Here is a 26,682-nt window from a genome sequence, read left to right as displayed (position 1 = left end):
TTCAGCCCTGTTTCAGGCGCCCGATCAGGCCATGGATGTCGCCGAGCACGAAAAGGTCGCGCACGAGGCCGTCCTCGAAGGTGAAGGCCGGTGCGCCATGCCACCAGACATGGCAGCCGCTCGGCGGCACCCCGAACATCTCTCGACGATGGAAACCGTGGAAGCGCAGGCGCCCGAATACGCGGTTGCCTTCCTCGACCAGCGCCAGGATGTCGGAGGTGTAGTCGCCGAGCGAGCCGGTGACCCAGTCGACATAACCGGCGAACTCGCGGTGGCCGCGCAGGACCGGGCCGAGCGAGCCGCGAAAGGTGAAGTCCTCGTGGAAGATCCGCGGAATCAGCGACTTGTCGGCGTGATCCCACATCTCCTTGTAGAAGACCCTGACGATCTCCTTCTGCGGCGAGAGCGTGACGCCGTCGAAGGCGAGTGCGGGTTCGTCCTGTGGCGCGTCTCGCCCTTGCGGCATTTCCGTCATGCTCGCCCTCCCACGCGGCTGCAGGCCATCAAAGCCAAGCTTACGCAAACTCCGCCGAAGACGCGTCGGAGGGGACAGCAAATCTCGCAAAGCGCCAGTGGGAAACTGCCCATGCCGGGCAGGGCTGATCATCCCGCCGCGTGGGGCGATTCCATCGGTGCGGCCGCAGCCGCCCCCTTGCGGCCCAGCCGCCGCGAGAGCCCTTCCATGAAGAGGAAGATCACCGGGGTTATGAACAGGGTCAGCACCTGCGAGACGATCAGCCCGCCGACCACGGCGAGGCCGAGCGGCTGGCGCAGTTCCGCGCTGGCGCCGGCGCCGATCGCGATCGGCAGGGCGCCAAGGATCGCCGCCAGCGTCGTCATGATGATCGGCCGGAAACGGCGAAGGCACGCTTCGCGGATCGCCGTGTCGGGCGGTTCGCCGGCGCGCTGCAGTTCGAGCGCGACGTCGATCATCATGATTGCGTTCTTCTTGACGATACCGATCAGCATCAAAAGCCCGATCACGGCGATGACCGAGAGGTCGAGCCCGAAGAGCTTCAGCGTCAGCAGCGCGCCGAGCGCTGCCGCCGGCAGGCCGGTCAGGATGGTCAGCGGGTGGATGAAGCTCTCATAGAGGATGCCGAGCACGATATAGATCGTCAGCACCGCGCCGGCGATCAGCAGGCCCTGGTTGCCGAGCGACTGCTCGAAGGTCTTGGCGACGCCGGCGAAGCTGGTGCCGATCTGCGGGGGCAGGCCGAGCTCGGCCTTGATCGCGTCGATGCGCTGCACCGCTTCGCCGAGCGCCTTGCCGGCCGGCAGGTTGAAGGAGAGCGTGACCGCCGGGAGCTGGCCGAGCTGGTTGACGGTGAGCGGGCCGGCCTTGCGCTCGATCCGGGCGAAGGTGCCGAGCGGGACGAGCGCACCCGAGGAGGAGCGGAAGCGGACCTGGTCGAGCCGGTCGTTCGACCATTGGATGTCGGGATTGAACTCGATGATGACCTGGTAGCTGTCGCTGGTGGTGTAGATCGTCGAGATCTGGCGCACGCCGAAGCCGGAATAGAGGCTGGAGCGCAGCACGTCGGCGCTAATGCCGAGCGACTGCGCCTTGGCCCGGTCGACGACGAGATTGGCGAGCAGGGCCTTGTTCTGCAGGTCGGTGGTGACGTCGACGAAGAGCGGGTCGTGCTGCAGCGCGTCGAGCATCTTGCCGGACCAGTCGGACAAGGCGGCCTGGTCGATCGACTGCATCACGAACTGGTACTGGCTCTTCGAGGAGCGCGCACCGATGTTGAGGTTCTGCACCGGCGACATGTAGGTCGCGATGCCCGGAATGGCGGCGAGCTCACGGCGCAGCTCCGCCAGCATCTCCTGCAGAGGCGGGCGCTGGTCCTTCGGCTTCAGCTCGACGAAGAGCCGCCCGGCATTGAGGCTGCTCGACTGGCCGCCGGAGCCGATGGTCGAGGCGACATGGGTGACATAGGGCGAGCGCCGGAAGACCTCCTCGACCTTCTGCTGCAGCGCTGACATGGCGTCGAAAGAGATGTCCTGGCGCGCCTCGGTCGCGACCTGGAGCTGGCCGATATCCTCCTGCGGGAAGAAGCCCTTGGGGATGGTCACAACCAGCCAGGCGCTGGCGGCGACGCTGGCGACGAAGATCATCAGCACGGTGCGGCGGTATTTCAGGCTGAGGTCGAGCCCGAAGCGATAGGCGCCGAGCACGGCGTCGAAGCCGCGTTCGAGGAAGGCGAGCCGGTCCTTCTTTCCGGGCTCCGCATGACCTGCGGCACTGGCGCCGAGTCGCGCGCACATCATCGGCGTCAGCGTCAGCGAGACGAAGGCCGAGGCGAGGATGGCGACGGTGACGACGACCGCGAACTCGTTGAAGACGCGCCCGATCACGCCGCCCATCAGCAGCACGGGGATGAACACCGCAACCAGCGAGAGCGAGATCGAGATGATGGTGAAGCCGATCTCGCTCGAGCCCTTCAGCGCCGCGTCGAAGGCGGAAAGCCCATCCTCCTCCATATGGCGGACGATGTTCTCGAGCATCACGATCGCATCGTCGACGACGAGGCCGACCGCGAGCGTCAGGCCGAGCAGCGAGATATTGTCGATCGAGAAGTCGAGCAGATACATCGCGCCCAGCGTGGCGATCAGCGAGATCGGCACCGCCACCGCCGGGATCAGTGTCGCGGTGAAGCGGCGCAGGAACAGGAATATCACCGCGACGACCAGCACGATGGTTAGCCCGAGGGTGAACTGCACATCCTCGACCGCCTGGCGGATCGAGGCGGAGCGATCGTTGAGCAGGCCGAGCGTCGTCGCCGGCGGCAGCAGCGACTGCATCTGGCCGATCGCCGTCTTGACGCGGTCGACGACCTCGACGGTGTTGGCGTCGGGCTGGCGGAAGACCGCGACGACGAGGGCACGCGAGCCGTCATACCAGCTGGCGAGCTGCAGATTTTCGACGGAGTCGATCACCTTGGCGACATCGCCGAGCCGGACCGGCCGGCCGTCGCGGGTGGCGATGATGATATCGGCGAAATGGCCGGCATCGGCGAGCTGGGTCTGCGCTTCAAGAGTCAATTGCTGGGGGCCGGACTGCATGGTGCCGACCGGCGTGTTGACGTTGGCAGCGGTGATCGCCAGCTGCAGTTCGTTGATGCCGATGCCGCGGGCGGCGAGCGCAGTCGGATCGACCTGGATGCGCACCGCATATTTCTGGCTGCCGAAGATCTGGACCTGCGCCACGCCTTCCACAGTGGAGAGCGTCGGCGAGAGCACCTGCTGGACGAAGGCGTCGATCTTGGAGAGCGGGGTGACCTCGCTCTTTAGCGCCAGCAGCAGGATCGGGGCGTCGGCGGGATTGAACTTGCGGTAGCTCGGCGGTGTCGTCATGTCGACCGGGAGCTGGCGCTGGGTGCGGGCGATCGCGGCCTGGACGTCGGCCGCCGCCGCATCGATGTCGCGGTCGAGCGCGAACTGGATCGCGATCGAGGTCGAGCCGAGCGCGTTGGTGGTCGCGATCGAATCGATGCCTGCGATGGTGGCGAACTGCTTGATCAGCGGCGTCGCCACCGAGGTCGCCATGATCTCGGGGGAGGCGCCCGGCAATTGCGCGGAGACGTTGACGACCGGAAATTCGGCCCGGGGCAGCGCCGCGACCGGCAAGGAGCGCCAGGCGAACAGGCCGCCGAGGATGAGCGCGCACGACATCAGGATCGTCGCGACGGGATGACGGATGCAGAAGGCCGAGACCGACATGGCGCGCCCTCACGGCTTGGCGGGTTGCGGGGCGGTCAGCCTGATCCGGGCGCCTGGCGCGAGCCGTGACTGGCCCTCGGTCACGACCTTCTCGTCCTGCGCCAGGCCCGACGCGATCGCCACGACGCCGTTCTCATTGGAGGCGACCTTGACCGGCCGCGCCTCGACGGTGTCGTCGGCTTTGGCGACATAGACGAACGGGCCCTTCTGGCCCTCCTGCAAGGCGACCGAGGGCACCGTGACGCTGCCGGGCAGCATGCCGAGCTGGACGACGACGTCGACATATTGCCCTGGCCAGAGCCGGTGCGGCACGTTCGTGAACAGCGCTTTCACGCTGACGGTGCCGGAGGGGATGTCAACGGCGGAATCGATGAAGGAGAGATCGCCGGTGGCAAGCTCTTCGCGCGTGCCGGAGGCGTAGGCGGTGACCTTGGCCGGCGTCGAAGCCTTGGCCGCCTCCTGCAGCAAGGTCAGGTCGCGCTCGGGCAAAGTGAAGGTGACGCGGATCGGGGCGAGCTCGGTCACCGTCAGGAGATTGCTGCTGGCGTCGTTGGCGCGCACCGCATTGCCGGGCGTCGCCGTGATCGCGCCGAGCCGTCCGGAGATCGGGGCGGTGATCGTGGTGTAGCTAAGCCGGACGCGGTCGAGCGCCAAGGTCGCCTCGTCCGCCTTGACGGCGGCGGTGGCGACGGCCTCGTCGGCGGTCGCCTGGTCGAGCGCCTGCTGCGTGCCGGCGCCCTTGTCGACCAGGCTCTTCTGGCGGGCGAGATCGGCGCGCTTTTGCGCCACCGTCGCCTTGTCGCGTTCGACATTGGCCTCGTCGCGGGCGACCTGGGCCTTGAGCTCGCGATCGTCGAGGGTAAAGAGCAGGTCGCCCTGCTTGACCTCCTGGCCTTCCTTGACGTGCTGGTCGGCGATGACGCCGTCGAGACGGGACTTGACCGCGACGATGGCGACCGGCTCGGCGAAGCCGATCGAGCGGCGCGTCACGGGCACATCGGCGCGGCCGGCGAGCACGGTCGTGACCGGGCTTGCGATGGGGCCGGCGCGGCGCTCGGCATGGGCCTGCTGCGGGCCGTCCTGCGGCCTGACCAGGCGATAGGTGGCAAAGACTGCGACAGCCACCAGAAGGGCTATGATCGCGTAACGTTTCATTGGTCACCACGGCGCAGCGCTGTCGACGTGGCGTCACTCTAGCTCGTGCCGGTCGCGGCGGCCTGTCCGCAACATGAACTCTTCGTAATGCTGGCGGGCGCCGGGCTTCCCGGCGCGTTCAGGCCATCGCGGCCTTCACCGTCTCGACGAGCTGCTTCATCGTGAACGGCTTGGGCAGGAAGTGGAAATCCTCACCCTCAGGCAGGTTCTTGCGGAAGGCCTCCTCGGCATAGCCGGAGACGAAGACGACCTTGGTTGCCGGGCTGCGCTTGCGCAATTCGCCGAGCAGGGTCGGGCCGTCCATCTCGGGCATGACCACGTCGGAGATGACGAGGTCGATCTTGCCCTCGTGCTTCTGGAACTGGTCGAGAGCTTCCACACCCGAGGCGGCCTCGTGGACGGTGTAGCCGCGCGAGACCAGCATGCGGGCGTTGAGGGCGCGCACCGCATCCTCGTCCTCGACCAGGAGGATGACGCCGGCGCCGGTGTGGTCGGCGGCCGCCTTCTTCGGCGCCTCCCTGGCGGCGGCCTCGGCGGCGATGTCCTCCTCGGTCGGGATGTAGCGCGGCAGGAAGATGCGGAAATTGGTGCCGCGGCCGACGACCGAGTCGCAGAAGACGAAGCCGCCGGTCTGCTTGACGATGCCATAGACCATGGAGAGGCCAAGGCCCGTGCCCTTGCCGACCTCCTTGGTGGTGAAAAACGGCTCGAAGATCTTCTCCAGATGCTCGGCCGGGATGCCGGTGCCGCTGTCCTCGACTTCGAGCAGGACATAGTCGGCGGCGGGCAGGCTGGCATAGCCGAGCTCGCCGGCCTCGGCCGCAGGCATGTTGCGGGTGCGCACCTGCAGCTTGCCGCCGCTCGGCATGGCGTCGCGGGCGTTGACGGCGAGGTTGACCACCACCTGCTCGAGCTGGCCGAGATCGGCCTTGACCGGCCAGAGGTCGCGGCCCTGGCGGACATCGAGGGCGATCTTGTCGGCGACGACGCGCTTCAGCATCAGCGAGAGATCGGAGAGCACGTCGCCGAGCGCCAGCACCTGCGGGCGCAGGGTCTGCCGGCGCGAGAAGGCGAGCAATTGCCGGACCAGCGAGGCCGCCCGGTAGGCGTTCTGCTTGATCTGCATGATGTCCGGGAAGGACGGATCGGTCGGCTTGTGGCTGGCGAGCAGGAATTCCGAGGCGTTGATGATGACCTGCAGCACGTTGTTGAAGTCGTGCGCGATGCCGCCGGCGAGCTGGCCGACCGCCTGCATCTTGCCGGCCTGGTCCATATTGTCCTTGAGCTTGCGCTCGGCGGTGGTCTCGAGCGCATAGACGATGGCGCGCTCGCCATCGGCGTCTTCGCTCGCTGGAACCGGCGAGAGATAGAGCCTTGCCGAGCGGCCATCCTCGCCCGACAGCGCCACGTCGAGCGGCGCGATCTCGCCCTTGCCGGCGAGCGCAGCGTCGAAGGCCTCGGCGAGTGCGCCGTTGCCGTTGACCAGCTCCTGGATCGTCGCCGGCTGCGCGCCGCCCTGCGTCAGGCGGGCGAAGGACGCGTTCGAGCGCAGGATCGCGCCATGGCGATCGACGGTCGCGATCGCCATCGGCGTCGCATGGAAGAAGCGGGCGAAGCGCGCCTCGGCGTCGGTATGACGGTCGGCGCCGGCCTCGCCGGTGGCGCGGTTGAGGACGAGGGTGCGCGAGGCACCGGCGCGCCCGTCCTGGCCGAAGGCGACCTGGTGATGCAGCCGGACCGGTAGCGACTGGCCGTTGCGGCGGCGCAGATCGACATCGAGCACCTCGATGCGGACATCGCCGGGCTGGCCGCGAATGGCCTGGATCAGCGCCGCGGCATTGGGCGAGGCGATGTCCTCGAGCTGCAGGCCGCCGGAGCCGAAGCGGGCGAGGTCGTAGTCGAGCCAGCCGGCGAGCGTCGCGTTGAGGTAGGGCACCTCGCTGTCGGCATCGATCGAGAGGAAGCCGGCTGGAGCGTGGTCGAGATAATCGATCGCGTGCTGCAGCTCCTGGAAGGCGTTCTCCTGGCGCTCGCGCTCGGGGGTGACGTCGGCGACGCTCCACAAGCAGGCCGGGCGGCCGGCGCGGGTGATCGGCGAGACGCGCACCCGGTACCAGCCGACGGCGCCGCGCTCGTTCAGGGCCGGCTCGAGCCTGATCTCCTCCGAGAGCCGGCGGCCGGCGCGGGCGGCGGTGGCGAGGCGGTAGATCGCCTCGGAGACCTCGGCGCGGCCCTTGAACAGGCGCTCGACCGGCGCGATCTCGCTGGCGTTGCGGGCTCCGGCGAAAGCGAGATAGGCCTCGTTGGCGTAGACGATGCGGTTTTCGGCCTCGGTGACGACGACGCCGTCCTCGGCGCTGTCGACGATCGCCTTGGTCAGATCGTTGCGCGCCGAGCGCCCGGCGAACTGGATCAGCCCGATCGCGAAGGCGAACAGGCAGAACACGCCGACGACCGAGAGCAAGGCGAGCAGGCCGAGGATCAGCGGCTGCGCCCATTCATTGGCGATGAAGCCGAGCGCGATCGCGGCGCCGACCAGGAGGCCGGCGACCAGAAGGATGATGCCGACATGGCCGGGCCGGTCGGAACGGTCGATCGCGCTCGATGCCGTGCTTGCGCTCATTGCAGCGGGTCCGTTTCCTTCAATCGCCCGTCAGCGGTGGGTCGAGGGCCGGCAATACCCTAGAGACGTCTGCCCGGCCAGCGAGTTAGGCGCGCCGGCGCTTCAGGCGCAAGACGTATCCGATGACTTCCGCCACCGCCTGATAGTGTTCGACAGGAATTTCGTCGTCGATCTCGACGGTGGCGTAGAGCGCGCGCGCCAGAGGCGGGTTCTCGACGATCGGGATGCTGTGTTCGCCGGCGACCTCGCGGATCTTGAGCGCGATCGCGTCGACGCCCTTGGCGAGGCAGAGCGGCGCGCCCTGGCCCGACTCGTATTGCAGGGCGACGGCGTAGTGGGTCGGGTTGGTGATGATCACCGTCGCCTTGGGCACCTGCGCCATCATGCGCGAGCGGGCGCGCTGGGCGCGCAATTGCCGGAGCTTGGCCTTCACCTCGGGATTGCCCTCGGTGTTCTTGTACTCGTCCTTGAGCTCCTGCTTGGTCATGCGCTGGCGCTGATACCAGGTGAAGCGCTGGTAGCCGAAATCGCCGATGGCGATGACCGCGAAGATCGCGAGCACACCGGCCATCAGCTTGATCGTCAACACGAGCACAGCCGGCAGCAAAGCGTGCACATCCATCTGGGCGAAGCCCTGCAGGCGGTCGCGCTCGCCCCAGAGCACGATCCAGACGCCGACGCCGACCACCAGGATCTTGGCCAGGCCCTTGGCGAAGTTGACCCAAGCCTCCTTGCCGAAGATGCGCTTGGCCCCGGCCATCGGCGAGATCCGGTCGAATTTCGGCATCATCGGCTCGGTGGTCCAGAGCGGCTTGTGCTGGATCAGCGCGCCGGCGAGCGCGGCGATGAGGATGAAGCCGAGCGGCAGGGCCATGATGGCAAAGCCGGTCATCACGCCCTTGCTGGTGACGTGGAAGAGGGCGCCGGCGTCGTCCGAGACCTGGTGGGCGTTCATCAGGAAGGAGCGCAGCGAAAGCGCGGCATCGCGGGCCGAGCTGCCGGCCGCGACCAGGAGCGCCAAGGTGAAGCCGCAAAGCACGAAGAATGTGCCGATCTCCTGCGATCTCGCGACGTCGCCTTTCTCGACGGCTTCGTCGAGCTTTCGCTGGGTCGGTTCTTCTGTGCGATCTTCGTTCTCGACGTCTCCCGCCATCGCCCTGTTCCCTTACAGACCGATGAACTGGCGCAGGAAAGCGCCGAGATCGTCGAGGAAGACGCCCATCATCACCCCGACCGCGGCGAGCAGCACCAGCATGCCGCCGAGGATCGAGGCGGGGACCGCAAGGAAGAAGACCTGGAGCTGTGGCATCAGCCGCGCCAGCACACCGAGGCCGAGGTTGAACAGTAGGCCGAAGACGATGAACGGCGCCGAGATCTGCACCGCCAGCGAGAAGCCCTGCGCCATCGCCTTGACCGCGAGGGCCATCACGTCGCCGACGTCGGGAAAGCCGCCGGGCGGCAGCAGACGATAGCTCTCATGGATGGCAGCGAGCGCGAGATGGTGCAGGTCCGCCGCCAGGATCAGCGTGATGCCGAGCATCGACAGGAAGTTGGCGATCGAGGGGTTCTGCAGGCCGCCGGTCGGATCGACGGTGACAGCGAAGCCCAACCCCATGGTCTGGGCGACGATGAAGCCGGCCGTCTGCAGGGCGCCCATCAGCAGGCGCGCGCTGGCGCCGATGACGAGGCCGATCAGGATCTCGCCGATCAGCAGCCCGCCCAGCGCTGCCGGGGTCTGCGGGATCGTGATCGCACCGCGCGCCATCGGCAGGATCACCAGCGCGACGAAGAAGGCGAGGGAGAGCCGGCCGCGCGAGAGGATGAGCCGCTCGCCGATGCCAGGCATCAGCATCACCAGCGTGCCGACGCGCGCGAAGACCAGCACGAACAGCGCGCTGATCTCGGGCAGGATGGCGATCTGCATCGGGCGGACCCGGCTCCAGCGCCAGCAAGACGCGCCGGCCGGACTCCGCAGCAAGGAGGCGCTGGCTGGCGCTAGATTCATTCGCCCGTGGCGATTCGGACGGCGACCCTGCCCATATAACCTGCCAGGGCGTCGCCCATGAACGGCAAAAATAGCAAGAGGGCTGCGAAAACCGCGATGATCTTCGGGACATAGACCAGGGTCTGTTCCTGGATCTGCGTCAGTGCCTGGATCAGCGAGACGACGAGGCCGACCACGAGCGCGATCAGCATCAGCGGTGCGCCGGCCTTGAGGAAGACGACGATTCCGTCACGGGCGACGTCGAGGATGGCTGCGGAGGTCATGGGCTCTGATCCGGTCGGCGCTGGGTGAAACGGCGGTCGTCAGACCGGCATCCGCATGATTTCCTCATAGGCGGCGATGACGCGGTCGCGCACCGCCACCAGCGTCTCGATCGCGGCCTCGCTCTCGGCCACGGCCGTGACCACGTCGACGACGTCCGAGCGGCCGGCGGCGACATTGCCCGCCTGGATGTCGGCCTGGCGGGCGCTCTGCGCGGTCGATTCCAGCGCCTTGCTGACGAGCGACGAGAAGTCGGGCAGACCGGCGCCGGCGCCCTCGGGCCCGCCGACCGAGGCCGGCTTCTTCAGCAGGGCGCTCGCGCCCATCCCCTGCATCGAGGCATAGGCGCCGGCGGCGAAACTCGAGGTGGTCATGACGATGGCTCCGCTTCAGCCGGCCGAGTCAGGCGCGCAGGATGTCGATGGTGCGCTGGATCATCCGGCGCGTGGACGAGATGACGTTGAGATTGGCCTCGTAGCTGCGCTGGGCCTCGCGCATGTCCATCGTCTCGATCAGCGAGTTGACATTGGGCATGCGGACCTGGCCGCTGGCATCGGCCGCCGGATGGCCGGGATCGTACTTCGTCTTGAAATCGCTGCGGTCGCGGCTGACGCGGCCGAGCTCGACGACCTGGGCGTCGAGCTCGCGGTCGAGCTTGCCCTGGAAGCTCACGATCTTGCGGCGATAGGGGTCGACGCCAGCGCGATCGGGCGAGGAATCGGCGTTGGCAAGGTTCTCGGCGATGACGCGCATGCGGCCGGCCTGGCCCTTCAGGCCGGAGGCGGCGACGGCGAGGCTCTTGAGCAGATCCATGATGCGGCTCCTTACCGGCCTTTGCCGATCGCGATCTTCATCAGCCCGAGGCTCTTGCTGTAGAGCGAGGCGGCGAGCTGGTAGTCCGACTGGTTCTGCGCGACCTTCATCATCTCGTCCTCGAGATTGACGCTGTTGGCGCTCGGCGTGGTCTCGAAGCGCTTGGGATCGCGCGGATCGAAGCCGCTGCGCTGGCCGGAGAGGCCGAGATGCAGCGGCGAGGTCTGCGCCAGCGTCATAGCGCCGCCGGCCGGGGAGGGCGCGCGCAGGTCATGCGGCTTGAAACGGGGCGTATCGGCGTTCGAGACGTTCTCGGCGAGCAGCTTCTGGCGCGCCTGATGCCATTGCATCCGCGTCTTTAGCGCTCCCATCAGACCAAGGCCGTTGTTAGCCATGCTGCCAATCTCCCGTCGGCTCCTGCCGAAGTGGGAAATTATTGCCGGGTGCATGGTTAATGTGCGGTTAACCCGGTGCGATCTGCAGGTTCATGTTAACCATCTGCTAACCATGTTTCTCGAACTGGCGACGCTTATGATATAGCCAGCTCCGTCTATCCGTCTGATCGCCCTTACAAAGAGCGGTCGGCGGCTGTCGCGTCGCTTCATGAGGCAGACCTTGCAGACTCTGTTTGGCTTCGAACTTTCCTCCGGCCTGCGTTGGATCATCGCCTTCGCAGTGGTGCTGCTCCTGGTCGCGCTGCTGGGCTTCTTTCTGCGGCGGATGAGCGGCGGTCGGCTGAAGTTCAAGGGCCAGGGTGGGGGCCGCACCCGCCAGCCGCGCCTCGGCGTGGTCGATGTCTACGATCTCGACCGCCAGCGCCAGCTGATCCTGGTGCGGCGCGACAATGTCGAGCATCTCGTCATGATCGGCGGCGCGTCCGACGTCGTCGTCGAAACCAATATCGTGCGCAGCGGCGGACGCGTCGCGGTTTCCACGCCGAGCGAGGCCATGGCGGAGCGGCCGCTGGCGCTCGAGCCCGAGCCGCGCCCGCAGCCCATCGAGGAGCCGCGCCCGCTACCACCTTCGCCGGTGCCGGCCCCGGCCGTTCCGGTCGATCCCGTGCCGCCGCTGCGTCCCCTGACGCCGCCGCCGGTGCGCCCGACCGCGCAGCCTCAGCCGCCGCGGCCTGCGCCGGCTCCGGTTCCTGCTGCAGTGGCGGCGGGGGCAGCCGGGATCGGTGCGACCCTGGCTCGGGATCCGGCTCCGGCGGCCAGCGCCAGCGAGCTCGGCGACATGGCCCGCCAGCTCGAAGAGGCGCTGAAGCGTCCGTTCTCGGCCGTGCGCCCGGGGACTGGCAGCACACGCACCGAGGCCGAAATCCCGGCGCCGAAGCCTGCGGTTCCGCCGCCGGTGCCTGCTGCACCGCCGGCTTCCCCGCCAATCGCCGCCAAACCGCAGGCCCCGGCAGCCCCTGCGCCTGCACGGCCGGCACTCGACATGGAGGCGGAGCTCGAAATGGCGCTGGGGCTGAAGCCCGCGCCGGCCCGGCCTGCCGCTGCGGCGGAAGCCCCGTTGGTCGCCCCGCCGGTCTTCGCCCCGCCGAAGGCGCCAGTCATCGAGCCTGCGAAGGCGGAGGAGAAGAAGCCCGTACCGGTGAAGGAGCAGGCGCCGCCGGCCCCGGCTGCGGATCAGGGCAAGTCCGCCAAGTTCGCGCCGATTTTGGACGACGTGCTCGACGACGAGCCGGATTCCGTCAAGGCCGAGGCGCCGGTCAAGGGCGAGGACAAGTCGCCCGAAGCCAAGCCGGCCGGAGCCAAGCCCGCAGAGGCCAAGCCTGCTGAGACAAAGCCTGCCGAGACCAAGCCGGCCGAGCCGAAGCCGGCGGCCAAGCCGCCGGAGGATGATCCGTTCTCGGTCGATGCGATCGAGGCCGAATTCGCCCGCCTGCTCGGGCGCGATCCCAAGCCGAAGGGCTGAGCCACCCCGCGGCCGCCAAGGCGGCAGGGGATAGCGCGGGAAATGCGCTTCGTGCGTCCCGGTACCTTGAACTAGCGTTCCCCGAGCCCGCGCCTTGATTCGGGCCGGGACGGATGATGGGCACGCGGACACCCACGGGACGGAGATTGCGCTGGCTGGCGGTGTCCGCCGCTGCGCTTGGCGTGCTCGGGATCGCCGCTGCGGCGCAGGCCCAGACGCTGTCGCTCGATCTCGGCCAGGGCGGTGTCACCGAGCGGGCGCTGCAACTGATCGCCACGATCACGGTGCTGTCGCTGGCGCCGTCGATCCTGATCATGGTGACCTCGTTCACCCGGATCGTGGTGGTGCTGTCGCTGCTGCGTTCGGCGATCGGCACCCAGACCGCGCCGCCCAATGCGGTGATCATCGGGCTCTCCCTGTTCCTGACCGGCTTCGTGATGGCGCCGACCCTGAAGGAGGCCTATCGCGTTGCCGGCGCGCCGGTAATCGCCGGCCAGATGCAGCCGCAGGAAGCGTTCGAGCGCGGCATCGTGCCGTTCCGCGAATTCATGCTGAAGCATGTGCGCGAGAAGGATCTGGCGCTGTTCATGGAGATGTCGCGCGAACCCAGGCCGGAGCGGCCGCAGGACATCCAGATCCAGGTCCTGGTGCCTGCCTTCATGATCTCGGAGCTCAGGCGAGCCTTCGAGATCGGCTTCCTCCTGTTCGTGCCGTTCCTGATCATCGACCTGGTGGTCGCCTCGATCCTGATGTCGGTCGGCATGATGATGCTGCCGCCGGTGACCGTGGCGCTGCCGTTCAAGCTGATCTTCTTCGTGCTGGTCGACGGCTGGGGTCTGGTCGCCGGCTCGCTGGTCAAGAGCTATGGCAGTTGAGGGACGGGCTCAGCCCTGACCTGGCTTCGAGCCGGCATTGGCGGCGTCGGCTTCGGCAGGCTTCCGCCTCTCGCGCACGGCGCTGGAATAAGCCGGGTAGCGCTTGCGGTATTCCTTGAGGAAGTCGGTCATGGTGTCGGAGCCGGCGGCCGAGCGCGCGGCGTCGCGGATGTCGGCGGCGCTGGCCCGGCTCGCGCCGGTGACGAAGCCGAACAGCCTTGCATCCGCGCCCTGCGCCATCTTGGCGGCGAATTTGGTGCGCAACCGGTCGAGCGAGAGCGCCTCGTTCGACATGACATAAGCGATCGCCGTGCGCATCACGTCGCCGCGCTCGCCGTCGCCGAGCGGTGCCTGACCGCGCCAGCTTTCGCCGAGGATGCGTTCGAGCGCCTCGCCCGCCTCGCGCCAGCGCCGGCCGCTCCAGAGGATGTCGGCGTTGAGCCGGTCGACCTCGGGCCCGCTTTCGCCTTCGAGCAGGTCGAGCGCCTGATCGGTGCGCGACAGGTCGGACAGGGCCTTGGCCTCGAGCAGCAGGCGGGCGCGCTTGACGTCGGCGGGTAGCTCGGCGAGCCGGGTCGAGACGAGCGCCTGCAATGCCTGCGCCGGCTTGCCGTTCATCAGCCGGATCATCGCGAGCCGCGTCGCCACGGTGGAACGCGCCGCGCCGGTCAGGCGCCGGTCCATCTGGTATTGCAGGATCTCGCTAGCCTGGTCGAGGAGATCGAGCTCCACCAGCCGGTCGGCGAGGAGGCGGGTGATCTCGTCGCCGCGCCGGCCGATCGGCAGAAACTCCTTGAAATCGTAGAAGAGCGCCAGAGCTTCGAGCCTCGGCAGCTTCTCGAGATCGGGGTCGCTGAACAGCGCCTCGAAGCGCTGGGCGGTCTCGTCGTGCAGGAGCCGCGTCGCCGGGTGCTCCGGGAAGACCTCGTTGGCGCGTCGCGCCGTCTGGAAGGCGTCGCGCCAGCGCTGCTGCTCGACATAGAGGCGGCCGAGTTCGGCCAGCGCCTCGATCTCGACCTCACCGCCGCGCCAGATCGCCGAGACGGTTTCGAGCCGGGCGATGGCCTCGTCGGCAGGGAAATCTGCACGCTTCTCGGCGCGGGAGAGCTTGACGGCGCGCAACTGCGCTTCCGCTGCGATCGGCCGGGTCTTAGCCTCGAAGAGTGGCTTGTAGCCGTTGAGCGCCGCTTCCGGCCGGCCGCTGACATCGTCGAGCCTGGCGCGCAGCAGCGCGACTGCCTCTGGATTCACCAGCTCCTCAGGCATGTCGGCGAGCCGCCCGATCTGCTTCTCCGCCACCGTCGCCTCGCCGGTGGCGAGCGCTGCCCGCACCATCGCCGGACGAAACTCGGCCTGGAGATCGGCGGGGTAGCGGTCGAGGATGTCCTCGGCCCGGCGGAAGCCGGCGAGCGCCTGAGCGTTGCGGCCGAGCCGCTGCTCCGAGAGGGCGCGCCAGAGCCCGGTCTCGGCCTCGTCGCGAATGGGGGCCGCGTCGAAGGCCTTCAGCGCCTCGGCGCTGCGATGCATGCGGGTGGCGATCAGGCCACGCAGGAAGAGCGCATCGCGATTGCCGCGCATCGCAGCGTCGTCGGCGAGCAACGCATTCAGTGGCCCGGCCGCTTCCGGCATCATGCCGTTGGCGGCAAGGAAGCGCGCCAGCGCCAGACGCGTCTCGGATTTGCGTCCCCGCGAAGCGCCGGCGACCTCGCGCAGCAGGGCGGCAGCGCGGTCGCGGATGTCCGCGGTGTGCAGCGCGGACCAGGCTTCGCTGTCGAGCAGCGGCTGGGGCGCAGCCGGAGCGTTCTTCTTCTCCGCCTCGCTCTCCTTGCTGGCGTCGAGGCTGACGATCAGACCGTTCTGGCGACCGATCCGGACGGCGTCGGTGTCGGCGCGTACGGCAAGATCGTCCGCAACGGCACTGACGACGACGCCATGGGCGCTTTGCGGCAGGCCGAACTCGATGAAGCGATAAGGCTTCGGGACGGCGCGCGTCGGCCCGAGTGCGGTCGCGACCGCGATCATCGGGCCGCCCTCGCTGTTCTCCAGCCAGTGCACGCCGGTCAGCCCTGGAACCGGGACGGCGACGATGGTCTGGCCGCGCTCGTCGGCGTCGCGGCGGGGCGCGAGCGCGCCGGCCGGCTTGCCCGCCTTGTCGCCGAAGGTCAGCGACCACTGCGGCCCGTCGTCGGAGAGCCGCACGATCTGCTGACGCCGTGTCTTCAGCCGCACGAGCGTGACCTTGGTCTCGCGGGTGACGGTTATGTCCTCGACTAGCGTCGGCAGCATGCCCTTGAGCTTGTCGGGATCGAGCGTGTCGCGCGTATCGAAGACGAGTGTGACCCGTCCGGGCTCGGCGAAGGCGGCCGCGCCTGTCGGCCGTGAGAAGCGGAAGTCGATGCGGCCGCCGTCGCCGTCCGCCGCGGAGGCGACCTCGACATCCCGAGGCGGCGCATCGGCGACCACGGCCGCCGGCCTGGCCTGGGCCGGACTCTGCGGAGCGTCGGTTTTCGGAGCAGGGGATGGCGGCACTGCGGCCGGCTTCTGCTCGGCTGCCTTGGTGTCCGCCGGCTTGGCTTCGGCCGGTGCGGCCACCTGCAGATCGGCGAGCGAGAGCGGGATGGCGGCGCCGACATGCGGCAGGTCGACGGTCCAGCCGGCCTCGTCGCGGAAACTGCGGAGTTGGCGGTCCTTCGGCACGGTGAAGACGAGCTGCGTCCGGTCGTCGCCGATGGTCGCCTGCTCCAGCGTGAAATCGGCCGGCAACAGGCTGCGGATCTGCGACGGCGTCACCGCCAGAGCCTGGTCGAAGCTCAGCGTCAGCTTGCCGTCGTCCAGAGCGGGCGTCAGCATGGCCTCCGGCGGCGCCGAGAACATCAGGCGATCGAGCGTGGGCAGGCGGGCGCTGCGGAAGCCGAGCGGCTTCGGCGTGGGCGCCGGCATGCGCGCGATCTCGCGGGCGCGCGCCTCGGCGAGGCGCAGGCGCTGGGTCAGCTCGGCGAGGACCTCGGGCGGCAGGCCCGGCAGCTGGCCGGTCCAGTTCTCGGGCAAAAGGTCGACGAAAGCCTTGTCGCCGGCCTCGAGCAGGTTGGCGCGATAGGGGCGGGCGAGCGCCAGGCGCAGGCCGCGCTCGTCCGGGTCGATCCGCACCACGGAGATGTAGCTCGGCAGCTCGGCGGCGAGCCGGCTCGGGTCGAGCTTCACCGGCTGGCTGAAGCCGATGATGACGACGCCGTTGGCGACGCGCACTCGCGTCGTCACCGGCTCGTCGAAGGCGAAGGCGAGGCGGCCGAAACCGGCGCGCATGGCTTCGCCGCGCAAGGTCGCGGTGGCCGCCACTGCCGGCGTGACGAAGCCGGCAGCAAGGCTCAGTGCCGCCAGGCCGATGCCGAAGCTCAGGGACCGCAGAATACGCACGACCGCTACTCAACTCGACGCGATTGGCGGAGCGGCGACAGGCTGCTCCAACCTGCGCGGAGGCTAGCCCGTCAAGGATAACGGGGAGTTAAGGGGCCCTCCTGACTACGCGTGCCCGGCGGCGTATTTCCTTGCGCTCCGAGCCAGATGCCGCGACAGCGCCCGCGCCGCCGGGGACAGGCTGCGCCCCTTGCGCACGCAGATCTTGAGGCAGGCCTTGCGCAGGTTGCGACCCTGCAGCGGAACGGCCACCAGACGCCCTTCGGTGACATCCAGCCGCGTCGCGCAGCGGGTCAGGACGCTGACGCCGAGGCCCGCCCGAGCGAAAGAGCGCAGCGATGCGATCGAATTCGTGACCAGCGCCGGCTTGAGCTCGATCCCGCTCGCCGCGACCATGTCGTCGACGAGACGGCGCAGGCCGAAGGTCCGGTCGGGGAGGGCAAGGCGCATCTCGCCGATCTCGGCGATCCTCACCGACGGGCGCCCGGCGACGGCATCGCCCGGATGCGCGGCGAGGACGAGCGCGTCGGCGATCTCCGCGAGCGAGAGGACGCTACGATGGAGGATCGGGTTGAAGGCCACGATCACATCGGCCTCGTCGTCGAGCAGGCGCTGCACAAGCTGGTCCGAGCTCGCGACCATGATGTCGAAGCTCACTGAAGGGTGGGCGGCCGAGAACTCGGCAAGGGCCGGGTAGACGAAATCGTCCATCGCGCCCTCGACCGTCCAGACGCGCACATGCCCGCGCTTCATGCCTTGCAGCTCGTCGATCGCGGCACGCGCCGTCTGGACGCTGTCGAGGATGGTGCGCGCCGTCTCGAGCACCGCCGCCCCCGCGGTGGTCAGCCTCATGCCGCGCGCCCGGCGCTCGAACAGGGCTGTGCCGTACTCGTCCTCGAGGCTGGCGACCTGGCGGCTGATCGCCGATGGCGCGACGCGTAGCGCATCGGCCGCCTCGCGGACGGAGCCGTGATCGGCGACCAGGGCGAAATATCTGTAGCGGGTGAGCGACATGGCCGGAATCCCGCATCTGAAACGAGAGCGCGGAGAATAGGAGAGCGTTGCCGGATCGGCAACGAACTCTCTGCGAATGCATGCTGGCTGGCCGGCTGACCCGGCCTCTACGACTTAGGAAAACCAGGCGAGGATCCGACCCGATGTACTCAACCCGAACCAGCCAGGACGGCAGCTACCGGTTCATCCCGGCCGTCTACCAGTATTCCGGCGGGGTCGCGGCCGAGCCGGGCTTCCGGATCGAGCGGGCGCAATTGGCGACCCCGGTGCCGATGGATCGTGGCCTTGCGCTCATCGAGGCGCATCTGAAGCAGGCGGGTAGGCCGCTCACCGCGCTCTGCGCCTGCGAATTGCGCTCGCCCGAGCCTTTCTCGGAAGGCGGGTTCGACGCCTTCAACCGGCTCTATGCCTCCAGGCTCGACCAATGGGGTGTCCTGCAGGGGCAGGTGAATCCGGTTGCCCGGACAAATATCTGCCCGGAGATCGGCAAGCCGGACACCGTCTCACTGCACGCCTTCAGCTACACGGTTCCGGATACCTCGGCCCGGCCGAGCTTCGTGGTGGCCGGCAGCGGCGAGGCCCCCGAAGGCGGCGCGAGCTACGCGCAGGGCACGATCCGGCCGGGCGATGCCTCGCCCGAGGGCGTTCGGGCCAAGGCCGAATGGGTGATGGGCGAGATGGGCCGCCGGCTCGCGGGGCTGGGCCATGGCTGGAGCGATGCCACGGTCACGAACATCTACACGGTGCGCGACATTCATCCGCTGCTGGCGGAGGTCCTCGGGCCCGTCACCAGGCTCGGCCGCGCCGTGACCTGGCACTTCTCCCGGCCGCCCGTGGCGGTGCTCGACTACGAGATGGATGTGCGCGGCCTGCCGCGGGAGATCGTGATCTGAGGCGTCGGCCTGATCGCTGCGAGCGACAGGTGTGTTGCCGGAAATCGAACGGTACGGTGGTGGAGGATCCCGATGTTGCTTGATCGACGTGCGCTTCTCCTGGCGGGGCTGACCCTGCCGACGCTGGCAAGGGCGCAAGCGCCCTGGAAGCCGGAGCGCCCGGTACGCCTGATCCTGCCGTTCACGCCGGGCACGTCGATGGATCCAGTGGCGCGGCTGGCGCAGGAGAGCCTCAAGGAGACGCTCGGCCAGACCGTCGTGGTCGAGAACATCGCCGGGGCCGCCACCGTCATCGCCGGGGCCGAGACGCTGAAGTCGCCGCCCGACGGCCATACTATGCTGATGATCGCCAACAGCTTCGCGGCGAACGTCACATTGCGGGCGCGGACCGCCGATTGGCAGCGCGCCTTCGCCCCGGTCGTGCAGGCGACCGTGGTGCCGCACGTCCTCGTGGCAGCGCCGTCGCTGAAGACCGACTGGCTGGGTTTCCTCAAGCGCCTGCGCGAGAGCGCCGCCTCGATGACCTATGGCTCTCCGGGCATCGGTACCTCGCCGCATCTGGGCGCCGAGCATTTCCTGCGACTGGCCGGCGGCAAGGCGGTCCACGCGCCATACAACGGCACCGCGCAGCTCTTCGTCGACCTGTATGCCGGGCGGATCGATTTCGCGCTGAGCAACCTGCCCGACGTCGTCCAGCCGATCGAGGAGGGCAAGCTGCTCGCGCTCGCGGTTACCGCCGACAAGCGGGTGCGGGAGTTGCCGAGTGTCCCGACCTTTGCCGAGCTCGGCCTGCCGGATCTTCTCTCGGACAGCTGGTTCGGCATCATGGTGCGGCGCGACACGCCGGCGCCGGCCCGCGAGGCGCTGGAGCGTGCCTGGCTCGCGGCCCTGGCGCGCCCGGATGTGCGCGAACGCCTGCAGGCCTTGAGCTTCACGGTGCTGGCGCGGCCGGGCGTGGAGTTCGAAAAGGTGATCGAGCGCTATGTCGCGACCTATGCGACGATCATCAAGGAGAACGGCATCGCCGTTCAGCAGTGATCGCCGGGTCAGCAGCCGCGCTCAGCGCCGCGGCGCGGGCTCGATTGCCGGCAACTCGGTACCCGCCGGCGTCGGGGCTGGTGCGCGTTCGGTGGCGACCGCCGGGCGTCCGCGCAGCGAGAGCGCGACGGTGAGCCGCTCGGCCGCTTCCGGCGACATGGCGGCGAGCACGTCCGACATCTTGCGCGGGTTCATCTGCTGGACGACCGGGACGAGGATGTCGAGCGCCAGCCGGTCAAAGACGCGGGCGGCGTCCTTCGGCTTCATCGTCTCGTACATGATCACCAGGTTCTTGACCGCCTGACTGGCCTCGGCCTCCTGCTTGCGGGGGCCCTCGACCTTCTCCTCGAGCGCCTTCAGGTCGTCGACGCGGTCGCCGAGCTTCTTCTCGGCCGTGTCGAGCAGCTTCTCGCGCATGTCGAGCTCGCGCATGCGGGCGTCGATCTCCTCGCGGCGCTGGCCGAGGCGCTCGAGCAGCGCCTTCTCGGCCGGCGAGATCGGCTGGGCGGTGCCGTTCATCAGGCCGGCCTTGTTGTTCGGAGCTGCGTCGCGCTTGGCCTGTTCCTCGGGCGGGAGCTTCGGTGCCGGCGGATCGATCGTCCCGGTGGTTTCCGGGTCCATGAAGACGTCGGGCTGATGGGCCTTGGCGATGATCTTGGCGAGGCCCCAGACCTCCTTCTCCGGCTTCGCGGTGAACACCTGGGGGCTGGCGGGGATCTTGCCCGGGCTGGGCTCCGCCGACCAGCCAAGCAGCTTCAGCGCCAGGAGGCCCATGGCGCCGAGGATGACTGCCGGGATGAGGCGGGGCGTCTGGATCACGCAGCCTGGCCTTCGAGCCGGCGGGTGGCGCGGGCACGGATGGCGGCGGCGGCATCGGCGGCGCTCGCCATGCGCGAGAGAGCAGGCTTCTCAGGTGTGGGCTCAGGCTTGGGGACGACCAGGCTGGCGGCGCTGACGATCTGGCCGATCCGTTCCATCACGGTCTGGCCGGCCTCGATCTGCTGGGCGAGATCGGCGGCATAGCGCTCGGCGGTCTGCAGGCGCTCGGCGAGGGTGCGGTCGCAGTCGCCGAGCGTCAGCTTCAGGCCGGCGATGGCGCGCTCTGCCGTGTCGGTGGCGGAGATCAGGGCGCCGATGGTCTGGCGCATCGCGCTCTCATCGGCCTTCAGCCGCTCGATGCGCTTGGACAGCACGAAGCAGGTGATGATGGTGGCGACCAGCAGGCAGGCGACCAGTGCATCGGCGATCAGGGTGATGGTCATGGGGCGGGTCTCCCTGCTCAGGACGCCGGATTGAGATGGCTGGTGTCGAAGGCGGCCATGGTCGTCTTGGAGCGCCGCAGCGGGCTGACGACCTGGACGGCGATCTTGTCGTCGACCCGGCCGATCCGGCCCTCGCTGACGATGAACTCACCGCAGCGCAGGGAGGCGACCGAGTCGGGGCGCGCGTCGAACATCAGCGTGTCGCCGATCTCGAGCTTCATCACCCGCTTCAGCGGCATGGTGCATTCGTGCAGCACGCACTTCACGGCGACGTCCGCCTGCCAGACCTCGGTGGCGAGATGGTTCTCCCAGATCGGGTCGCGCCCGAGCTTCTCACCCATGAAGCTCTCGAGGAGCAGTTCACGGATCGGCTCGATGGTGGCGTAAGGCAGGAGCAGATGGAGAGAGCCGCCGCGGCCTTCCATGTCGAAGCGCAGCTCGACGCGGATCGCGGCATTGGCCGGGCGCGAGATCGAGACGAAGCGCGGATTGGACTCGATCCGGTCAACCTTGAAGTTCACCGGCGAGAGCGGCCGGAAGGCAGCTTCGGCATCGCCGAGCACGACGCCGATCACGCGGCGCAGCAGGCTCATCTCGATCGAGGTGAAGGGGCGCCCGTCGACCCGCGCCGCGGCCTGGCCGCGCTTGCCGCCGAGCATGGTGTCGAGCACCGAATAGGTGAGGGCGGACTCGATGGTGACGAGTCCGAAATTGTCCCATTCCTCGGCCTTGAACACGGCGAGCATCGCCGGCAACGAAATCGAGTTGATGTAGTCGCCGAAGCGCACCGAGCGGATGCCCTCCAGCGTCACCTCGACATTGTCGCTGAACAGGTTGCGCAGGCTGGTGGAGAGAAGGCGGACCAGACGCTCGAAGATGATCTCGAGCATTGGCAGGCGTTCATAGGTGACCGAGCCCGAATCGACGATCGCCTGGATGCCGTTGCGGCCGCCCTTGCCGTCCTCTCCGATGGAGAAGCCGAGCATGGTGTCGATCTCTTCCTGATTCATCAGGCGATCGATATTGGCTTCCTGCTCGCTGCCGTCCTCCGCGATGACGTCGGACATGGTGGCCCATTCGGCCGCCATGCCCTCCGGCGTCAGCGGAACCTTGTCCTTGTCCTGGGCTTCGAGATCGTCGTTGGCCATGGCGGTCTGCTTTGCGCGATCAGGCTGCCGCTATTGCAGCAGCAGTTCCTTGAAGAGGACGGCATCGACCTTGGCCGGGTAGACCGTGACGTTGACCCGGCGCAGCAGCTCTTCCTTCAGCCGGTACATGCCGGCCGAGCCGTCGAGGTCGGACGGGCGCAATTCACGCATGAAGACCTGGAAGGCGTCCTCGACCCGCGGCAGCAGCGGCTTGACCTGGTCGGCGGTCTTGGGATCGGCGATCTCGAGCGCGACCTTGATCTTGACGATCGGCTGGCGGTCCTGCTGCGGGCCGGCGCTGATGCCGATCATCATGTCCTTCATCTCGACGAAGGTGATCAGCTTCTTGGCGGCCGCGGCGGCCTGCTCGGCGCTCACTTCCTCGACAGGCTTCTTCTTCAGGAAAAAGAACCAGCCTCCGCCGCCGAGCACGGCGACGAGCGCCACGGCGCCGCCGATCATGACGAGCTTCTTCTTGCCGGACTTCGGCGCCGCCTCGGCTCCGCCCTCGGCGGCTTCCTCGTCCTTGTTCGCCTTCTTCGCCATCTGGCCAGCCCGCGTAGAACGGGCGCCGCCCTGGCCCGTCTCTCTGCCGTTAACCCTTGCCCAATTACGGTTAACGGCCCGTTAAGGAGGCATTTTTTGCCGGGTCGTTTCTGCCGTACGGACAGGTTCGATCTGGTGATGGTGAAGGCCGTCTTTCAATCCATATCCAACGATATCAATAACTTGTCTAGATTAACCATGTTGGCACGTCGCTTGCCACCTGATCGACGTGGCCACCGCGCTGGGGAGCGTCGGGGCGGCCACGGGACAGATCGGGAGCAGGAGCCGTGGAAAACGCGCTTCTCGTCAGCCTGTCGCGCCAGATGGCTCTGGCGCGCGAGCTCGACGTCATCGCCAATAACGTCGCCAATGTCGGCACGAACGGCTTCAAGGCTCGTTCGGCCCGCTTTGCCGAATACATCTCGCCGACGGCGCGCGCCGACACCTTCCCGACGATGGATCGGCGGCTCTCCTATGTCATCGACAAGGGGACGCCGATCGATCTGTCGCAGGGCATGATCGAGCGCACCGGCAATCCGCTCGACGTCGCGCTGCAGGGCGACAACTACCTCGTCGTCCAGACCCCGCAGGGCGAGCGCTACACTCGCGCCGGCTCGCTCGAGATCAACGGGCAGGGTCAGCTCGTCACCCAGGCCGGTCAGCCGGTGATGGGCGATGGCGGGCCGATCGTCTTCGGCTCGACCGAGAGCAATGCGCGCATCGCCACCGATGGCACGGTCTCCACCGACCAGGGCCAGCGCGGCAAGCTCCGGATCGTCCGCTTCAACAATCCCGCCGCGCTCGCCAGCGACGGCACCAACTTGTTCTCGTCGACCACCGCCGCCCAGCCGGCGGGCCCGCTGGCACGGCTCGAGACCGGTGCGATCGAGCGCTCCAACGTCAAGGCCGTGGTCGAGATGACCCGGCTGGTCGAGGTCCAGCGCGCCTACCAGACCCTGTCGGCGATGATGGGCAAGACCGATGAACTGCGTGCCAAGGCGATCACCCGCCTGGCCGATCAGCAAGCCTGACGCGGAGAGGAGCCAGATCCATGCGCGCACTCTACACCGCCGCCACCGGCATGATGGCCCAGGAACTCAACGTCCAGGTCATCTCGAACAACATCGCGAACGTCCGCACCACCGGCTACAAGCGCCAGCGCGTCCATTTCCAGGACCTGCTCTACGAGCATTTCCGCCGCGCCGGCACGCAGACCTCGGACCAGAACACGCAGGTTCCGGCCGGCACCTTCGTCGGCTCCGGCGTCAAGACCTCGTCGACCGGGCGGGTGATGAGCCAGGGCAACCTGACGCCGACCGAGAAGCAGTACGACCTCGCGATCCGCGGCGAGGGCTTCTTCCGCATCCAGATGCCGGACGGGCGCACCGCCTATTCGCGCGACGGTTCCTTCGACCTCGACAATCAGGGCAGGCTGGTGACGCGCGACGGCTATGTCGTCCAGCCCGGCATCACCGTCCCGAACAACGCGACCGGCGTCTCGATCAACGCGCAGGGAACGGTCGAGGTCACGCTGCCCGGCCAAACCGCGCCGCAGCAGCTCGGCCAGATCCAGCTGACCCGCTTCATCAACAAGGTCGGCCTCGAATCGATCGGCGACAACCTCTTCCTCGAGACCGCCGGCTCCGGCCCGGCGATCGACGGGCTCGGCGGCGAGGAAGGCTTCGGCACGCTGCAGCAGAACTACCTGGAAGAAGGCAACGTCCAGGCGGTGACCGAACTGTCGTCGCTGATCGCGGCGCAGCGCGCCTACGAGATGAACTCAAAGGTGATCTCGGCCGCCGACCAGATGATGCAGTCCACCACGCAGATCATGCGCTGAGAGGGATGAGCCAGATGATCCGCTCCGTTCTCCTCGTCGCCGCCCTGACCGCGATCCCCGCCATGGCGCCGGCACAAACTGCTGCGCCGGCCGGCGAGCGCGCCCCGGCCGCCGCGCAGGCGGCCGCCGGCAAGCTCAAGCTGAAGACCGATCTCACGCTCTCGCGCGACATCGTCGGCTTCGGCGACCTGATCGCCGGCCTGTCGCCACAGGATGCGGCGCTGCCGGCCTTCCGGTCACCGGCGCTCGGCGAGACCGGCACTATCCAGGTCAGCCGTATCGTCGAGGCTGCGGTGAAGCAGGGCCTCCTGCGCGATGCGCAGGATCTCGACAGCCAGGGCGTCGCCCAGGTCGTGGTGACGCGCGCGGCGCGCCGGATCACCGGGCTCGATGTCGAGGCTGCGGTGAAATCGGCCCTGCTCGAGCGCTTCGGCTTCGATGGGCGCGCCTTCGCGCTGCTGCTCGATGGCGGCGCGCCGTCGGTCGTGGTCGAGCCCGAGCTGACGGGCGACCTCACCGCGCTCGATCTGAACTACGATGCGCGCTCCCGCCGCGTCACCGGCCGCCTGACCATGCCGGGCAGCGCCGCGACCAGGCTGAAGCCGGTGCGCGTCTCCGGGCAGCTGGTCGAGACCGCCGAGGTGGTCGTGCCGTTGCGGACGATTGCTCGCGGCGAGACGCTGACCCCCACCGACGTCACCATCGAGCGCCGGCCGCGCGATGCGCAGTTCAACGACACGCTCGGCGAGATGAAGGCAGCGGTCGGCAAGGTCGCCAAGCGGATGCTGGTGGCCGGCTCGGTGCTGCGCAGCAGCGATGTCCAGCGCGAGGAAATCGTCGGACGCGGCGAGATCGTCACCATCGTCTACGAATCGCGTGGCGTCGCGATCAGCATGCGCGGCCGGGCCAATGAGGCTGGCGCGATGGGCGATGTCATCTCGATCACCAATCCCCAGTCGAAGCGCGTGCTGCAGGGAACCGTCACCGGTCCCGGGCGCGTCAACGTCAGCCCGCACGGCGGCGGCCAGATCGCTGCTGCCCGCTGATGATCCCATTGCTCCAGTTGCGGACCATTCCCATGACCCGGACCAATCCTCTCGCCATTCCTGCCGTCCTCGGCGTGACGCTCCTGCTTGGAGCCTGCGGAGCCGCAGACAGGCTCGCCAATGTCGGCCAGGCGCCAGCGCTGTCGCCGATCGAGGACCCAACCGCGACCAAGGGCTACAAGCCCGTGCAGATGCCGATGCCGGCGGTGGAACACGCCTCCTATGCGCCGAACTCGCTCTGGCGCACCGGCTCTCGCGCCTTCTTCAAGGACCAGCGCGCCCGCCTCATCGGCGACCTCGTCACCGTCAAGGTCAAGGTCACCGACCGGGCCCAGCTCGACAACACCACCAAGCGCAGCCGCAAGAACGGCGAGGATTTCGGCGCCGAGAACGTCTTCGGCGCCGAGAGCAAATGGAAGAAGAACGCCGATCCCAGCTCGCTGCTGAAGCTCGACTCGGATTCATCGAGCGAGGGCTCGGGTTCGGTGCGCCGGGCCGAGCAGCTCGCCACGAACGTCGCCGCCGTCGTCACCCAGACCTTGCCGAACGGCAATCTGGTGATCGAAGGCAAGCAGGAGATCAGGGTCAATTTCGAGGTGCGCGAATTGATCGTCGCCGGCGTGATCCGGCCCGAGGACATCGAATCCGACAACACGATCGAATCGACCAAGATCGCCCAGGCCCGCATCGCCTATGGCGGCCGCGGCCAGATCACCGATGTGCAGCAGCCGCGCTACGGCCAGCAGGTGATGGATATCCTGCTGCCGTTCTGACCCCACCGTTCCCAGTTTCCGGCGCGACGGCGACGCTCCCCACGTTCCAAGCCTTCGCGCCGGGCCGGCGGTCTCTCCCGAGCCGCCGCTCCTCCCGGCCGCCCGCCACGCTCCCCAGCTATCCAAGGCTGGCGGCCAGAAGCCCCGCGCCCTCCCGCGCGGGGCTTTTCCTTGGCGACGATATCGGTGGCTTTGAATGTCCGAGATGAGTCGGAAGCGGACAGTCACTCAAATCGAACTTGACGGCCCTCAGAAGCGCATCTCGACCCTGCCCTTGAGGGCGTGGTCTCTGGCGCGCTCGCCGATGGCGGCGGAGTAGGTCAGGCCGAGCGC

General features: G+C 68.2%; 24 protein-coding genes. 8 read left to right on the top strand and 16 right to left on the bottom strand.

The annotated features are described in order from the left end of the window. Position 1: 1 nt before the first annotated feature. The 10 genes from AC07O0_RS28905 to flgB all read right to left on the bottom strand — a co-directional run bounded on the left by AC07O0_RS28905 (position 2) and on the right by flgB (position 10,978). On the bottom strand, positions 2–475 hold the full coding sequence (locus AC07O0_RS28905; protein WP_494628105.1) for an ester cyclase: 474 nt from the start codon (positions 473–475) through the stop codon (positions 2–4). A 128-nt stretch (positions 476–603) separates the two neighbouring features. Next, complete coding sequence (locus AC07O0_RS28900; RefSeq protein WP_494628103.1) at positions 604–3,726, bottom strand: efflux RND transporter permease subunit; 3,123 nt, start codon at positions 3,724–3,726, stop codon at positions 604–606. Positions 3,727–3,735: 9 nt separating this feature from the next. Further along, on the bottom strand, positions 3,736–4,881 hold the full coding sequence (locus tag AC07O0_RS28895; protein ID WP_494628101.1) for an efflux RND transporter periplasmic adaptor subunit: 1,146 nt from the start codon (positions 4,879–4,881) through the stop codon (positions 3,736–3,738). Positions 4,882–4,999: 118 nt separating this feature from the next. Beyond that, a complete protein-coding gene (gene cckA, locus AC07O0_RS28890) occupies positions 5,000–7,504 on the bottom strand; it encodes a cell cycle histidine kinase CckA (protein WP_494628099.1) in 2,505 nt (834 codons plus the stop codon). An 85-nt stretch (positions 7,505–7,589) separates the two neighbouring features. Continuing rightward, positions 7,590–8,657 (bottom strand): flagellar biosynthesis protein FlhB, encoded by a 1,068-nt coding sequence (gene flhB, locus AC07O0_RS28885; protein WP_494628097.1) that lies wholly within the window; start codon positions 8,655–8,657, stop codon positions 7,590–7,592. 12 nt (positions 8,658–8,669) lie between these two features. Further along, complete coding sequence (gene fliR, locus AC07O0_RS28880) at positions 8,670–9,428, bottom strand: flagellar biosynthetic protein FliR (protein WP_494628095.1); 759 nt, start codon at positions 9,426–9,428, stop codon at positions 8,670–8,672. 77 nt (positions 9,429–9,505) lie between these two features. Then, positions 9,506–9,772 (bottom strand): flagellar biosynthesis protein FliQ, encoded by a 267-nt coding sequence (fliQ, locus tag AC07O0_RS28875; RefSeq protein WP_057188754.1) that lies wholly within the window; start codon positions 9,770–9,772, stop codon positions 9,506–9,508. A 39-nt stretch (positions 9,773–9,811) separates the two neighbouring features. After that, positions 9,812–10,144 carry a flagellar hook-basal body complex protein FliE gene (fliE, locus tag AC07O0_RS28870; RefSeq protein ID WP_494628092.1) on the bottom strand — a complete coding sequence of 111 codons (333 nt, stop codon included), beginning with the start codon at positions 10,142–10,144 and terminating at the stop codon, positions 9,812–9,814. Between the two features lie 28 nt (positions 10,145–10,172). After that, positions 10,173–10,583 (bottom strand): flagellar basal body rod protein FlgC, encoded by a 411-nt coding sequence (flgC, locus tag AC07O0_RS28865; RefSeq protein WP_494628090.1) that lies wholly within the window; start codon positions 10,581–10,583, stop codon positions 10,173–10,175. A gap of 11 nt (positions 10,584–10,594) precedes the next feature. Next, positions 10,595–10,978, bottom strand: coding sequence for a flagellar basal body rod protein FlgB (flgB, locus tag AC07O0_RS28860; RefSeq protein ID WP_454024191.1), 384 nt, complete (start codon positions 10,976–10,978; stop codon positions 10,595–10,597). A 220-nt stretch (positions 10,979–11,198) separates the two neighbouring features. On the opposite strand from flgB, the gene AC07O0_RS28855 reads away from it, so the two are divergent. Next, the gene (locus AC07O0_RS28855) at positions 11,199–12,500 is read left to right on the top strand and encodes a hypothetical protein (protein ID WP_494628088.1); all 1,302 of its coding nucleotides are present in this window, start codon (positions 11,199–11,201) and stop codon (positions 12,498–12,500) included. 113 nt (positions 12,501–12,613) lie between these two features. Continuing rightward, positions 12,614–13,375: a flagellar type III secretion system pore protein FliP gene (fliP, locus tag AC07O0_RS28850; RefSeq protein ID WP_494628086.1), complete on the top strand. Its 762-nt coding sequence runs from the start codon at positions 12,614–12,616 to the stop codon at positions 13,373–13,375. Positions 13,376–13,384: 9 nt separating this feature from the next. On the opposite strand, the gene AC07O0_RS28845 is transcribed toward fliP, so the two are convergent. Both AC07O0_RS28845 and AC07O0_RS28840 read right to left on the bottom strand, forming a co-directional pair. Continuing rightward, positions 13,385–16,789: a tetratricopeptide repeat protein gene (locus AC07O0_RS28845; protein ID WP_494628084.1), complete on the bottom strand. Its 3,405-nt coding sequence runs from the start codon at positions 16,787–16,789 to the stop codon at positions 13,385–13,387. A gap of 105 nt (positions 16,790–16,894) precedes the next feature. Then, positions 16,895–17,803, bottom strand: coding sequence for a LysR family transcriptional regulator (locus AC07O0_RS28840; RefSeq protein ID WP_494628082.1), 909 nt, complete (start codon positions 17,801–17,803; stop codon positions 16,895–16,897). 143 nt (positions 17,804–17,946) lie between these two features. On the opposite strand from AC07O0_RS28840, the gene cnbZ reads away from it, so the two are divergent. Both cnbZ and AC07O0_RS28830 read left to right on the top strand, forming a co-directional pair. Beyond that, positions 17,947–18,696, top strand: coding sequence for a 2-amino-5-chloromuconate deaminase CnbZ (cnbZ, locus tag AC07O0_RS28835; RefSeq protein WP_494628080.1), 750 nt, complete (start codon positions 17,947–17,949; stop codon positions 18,694–18,696). A gap of 72 nt (positions 18,697–18,768) precedes the next feature. Beyond that, complete coding sequence (locus tag AC07O0_RS28830) at positions 18,769–19,734, top strand: Bug family tripartite tricarboxylate transporter substrate binding protein (protein WP_494628078.1); 966 nt, start codon at positions 18,769–18,771, stop codon at positions 19,732–19,734. 21 nt (positions 19,735–19,755) lie between these two features. Here the strand turns inward: AC07O0_RS28830 and AC07O0_RS28825 are convergent, their stop codons facing one another. From AC07O0_RS28825 to fliL, 4 genes are read right to left on the bottom strand one after another with little or no spacing between them, the layout of a single operon-like run. Beyond that, the gene (locus tag AC07O0_RS28825) at positions 19,756–20,553 is read right to left on the bottom strand and encodes a MotE family protein (protein WP_494628076.1); all 798 of its coding nucleotides are present in this window, start codon (positions 20,551–20,553) and stop codon (positions 19,756–19,758) included. After that, complete coding sequence (locus AC07O0_RS28820) at positions 20,550–20,996, bottom strand: DUF6468 domain-containing protein (protein ID WP_494628074.1); 447 nt, start codon at positions 20,994–20,996, stop codon at positions 20,550–20,552. The genes AC07O0_RS28825 and AC07O0_RS28820 overlap by 4 nt, the downstream gene beginning before the upstream one ends. Positions 20,997–21,013: 17 nt before the next feature. After that, positions 21,014–22,144, bottom strand: a complete 1,131-nt coding sequence (gene fliM, locus AC07O0_RS28815) for a flagellar motor switch protein FliM (RefSeq protein ID WP_494628072.1) — start codon at positions 22,142–22,144, stop codon at positions 21,014–21,016. Positions 22,145–22,174: 30 nt separating this feature from the next. After that, a complete protein-coding gene (gene fliL / locus AC07O0_RS28810; RefSeq protein WP_494628070.1) occupies positions 22,175–22,690 on the bottom strand; it encodes a flagellar basal body-associated protein FliL in 516 nt (171 codons plus the stop codon). 287 nt (positions 22,691–22,977) lie between these two features. Here fliL and flgF point away from each other — a divergent pair, with 287 nt between their 5' ends. From flgF to flgH, 4 genes are read left to right on the top strand one after another with little or no spacing between them, the layout of a single operon-like run. Next, complete coding sequence (gene flgF / locus AC07O0_RS28805) at positions 22,978–23,721, top strand: flagellar basal-body rod protein FlgF (RefSeq protein WP_494628068.1); 744 nt, start codon at positions 22,978–22,980, stop codon at positions 23,719–23,721. 20 nt (positions 23,722–23,741) lie between these two features. Continuing rightward, on the top strand, positions 23,742–24,530 hold the full coding sequence (flgG, locus tag AC07O0_RS28800) for a flagellar basal-body rod protein FlgG (protein WP_494628066.1): 789 nt from the start codon (positions 23,742–23,744) through the stop codon (positions 24,528–24,530). A 14-nt stretch (positions 24,531–24,544) separates the two neighbouring features. Further along, a complete protein-coding gene (gene flgA, locus AC07O0_RS28795; RefSeq protein WP_494628064.1) occupies positions 24,545–25,576 on the top strand; it encodes a flagellar basal body P-ring formation chaperone FlgA in 1,032 nt (343 codons plus the stop codon). A gap of 32 nt (positions 25,577–25,608) precedes the next feature. Continuing rightward, complete coding sequence (gene flgH / locus AC07O0_RS28790; RefSeq protein WP_494628062.1) at positions 25,609–26,349, top strand: flagellar basal body L-ring protein FlgH; 741 nt, start codon at positions 25,609–25,611, stop codon at positions 26,347–26,349. The last annotated feature ends 333 nt before the right edge of the window (positions 26,350–26,682 follow it).

It is taken from the genome of Allobosea sp. GW821-FHT10B12 (genome assembly GCF_059415545.1).
This window is presented reverse-complemented; position numbering and strand designations above follow the sequence as displayed.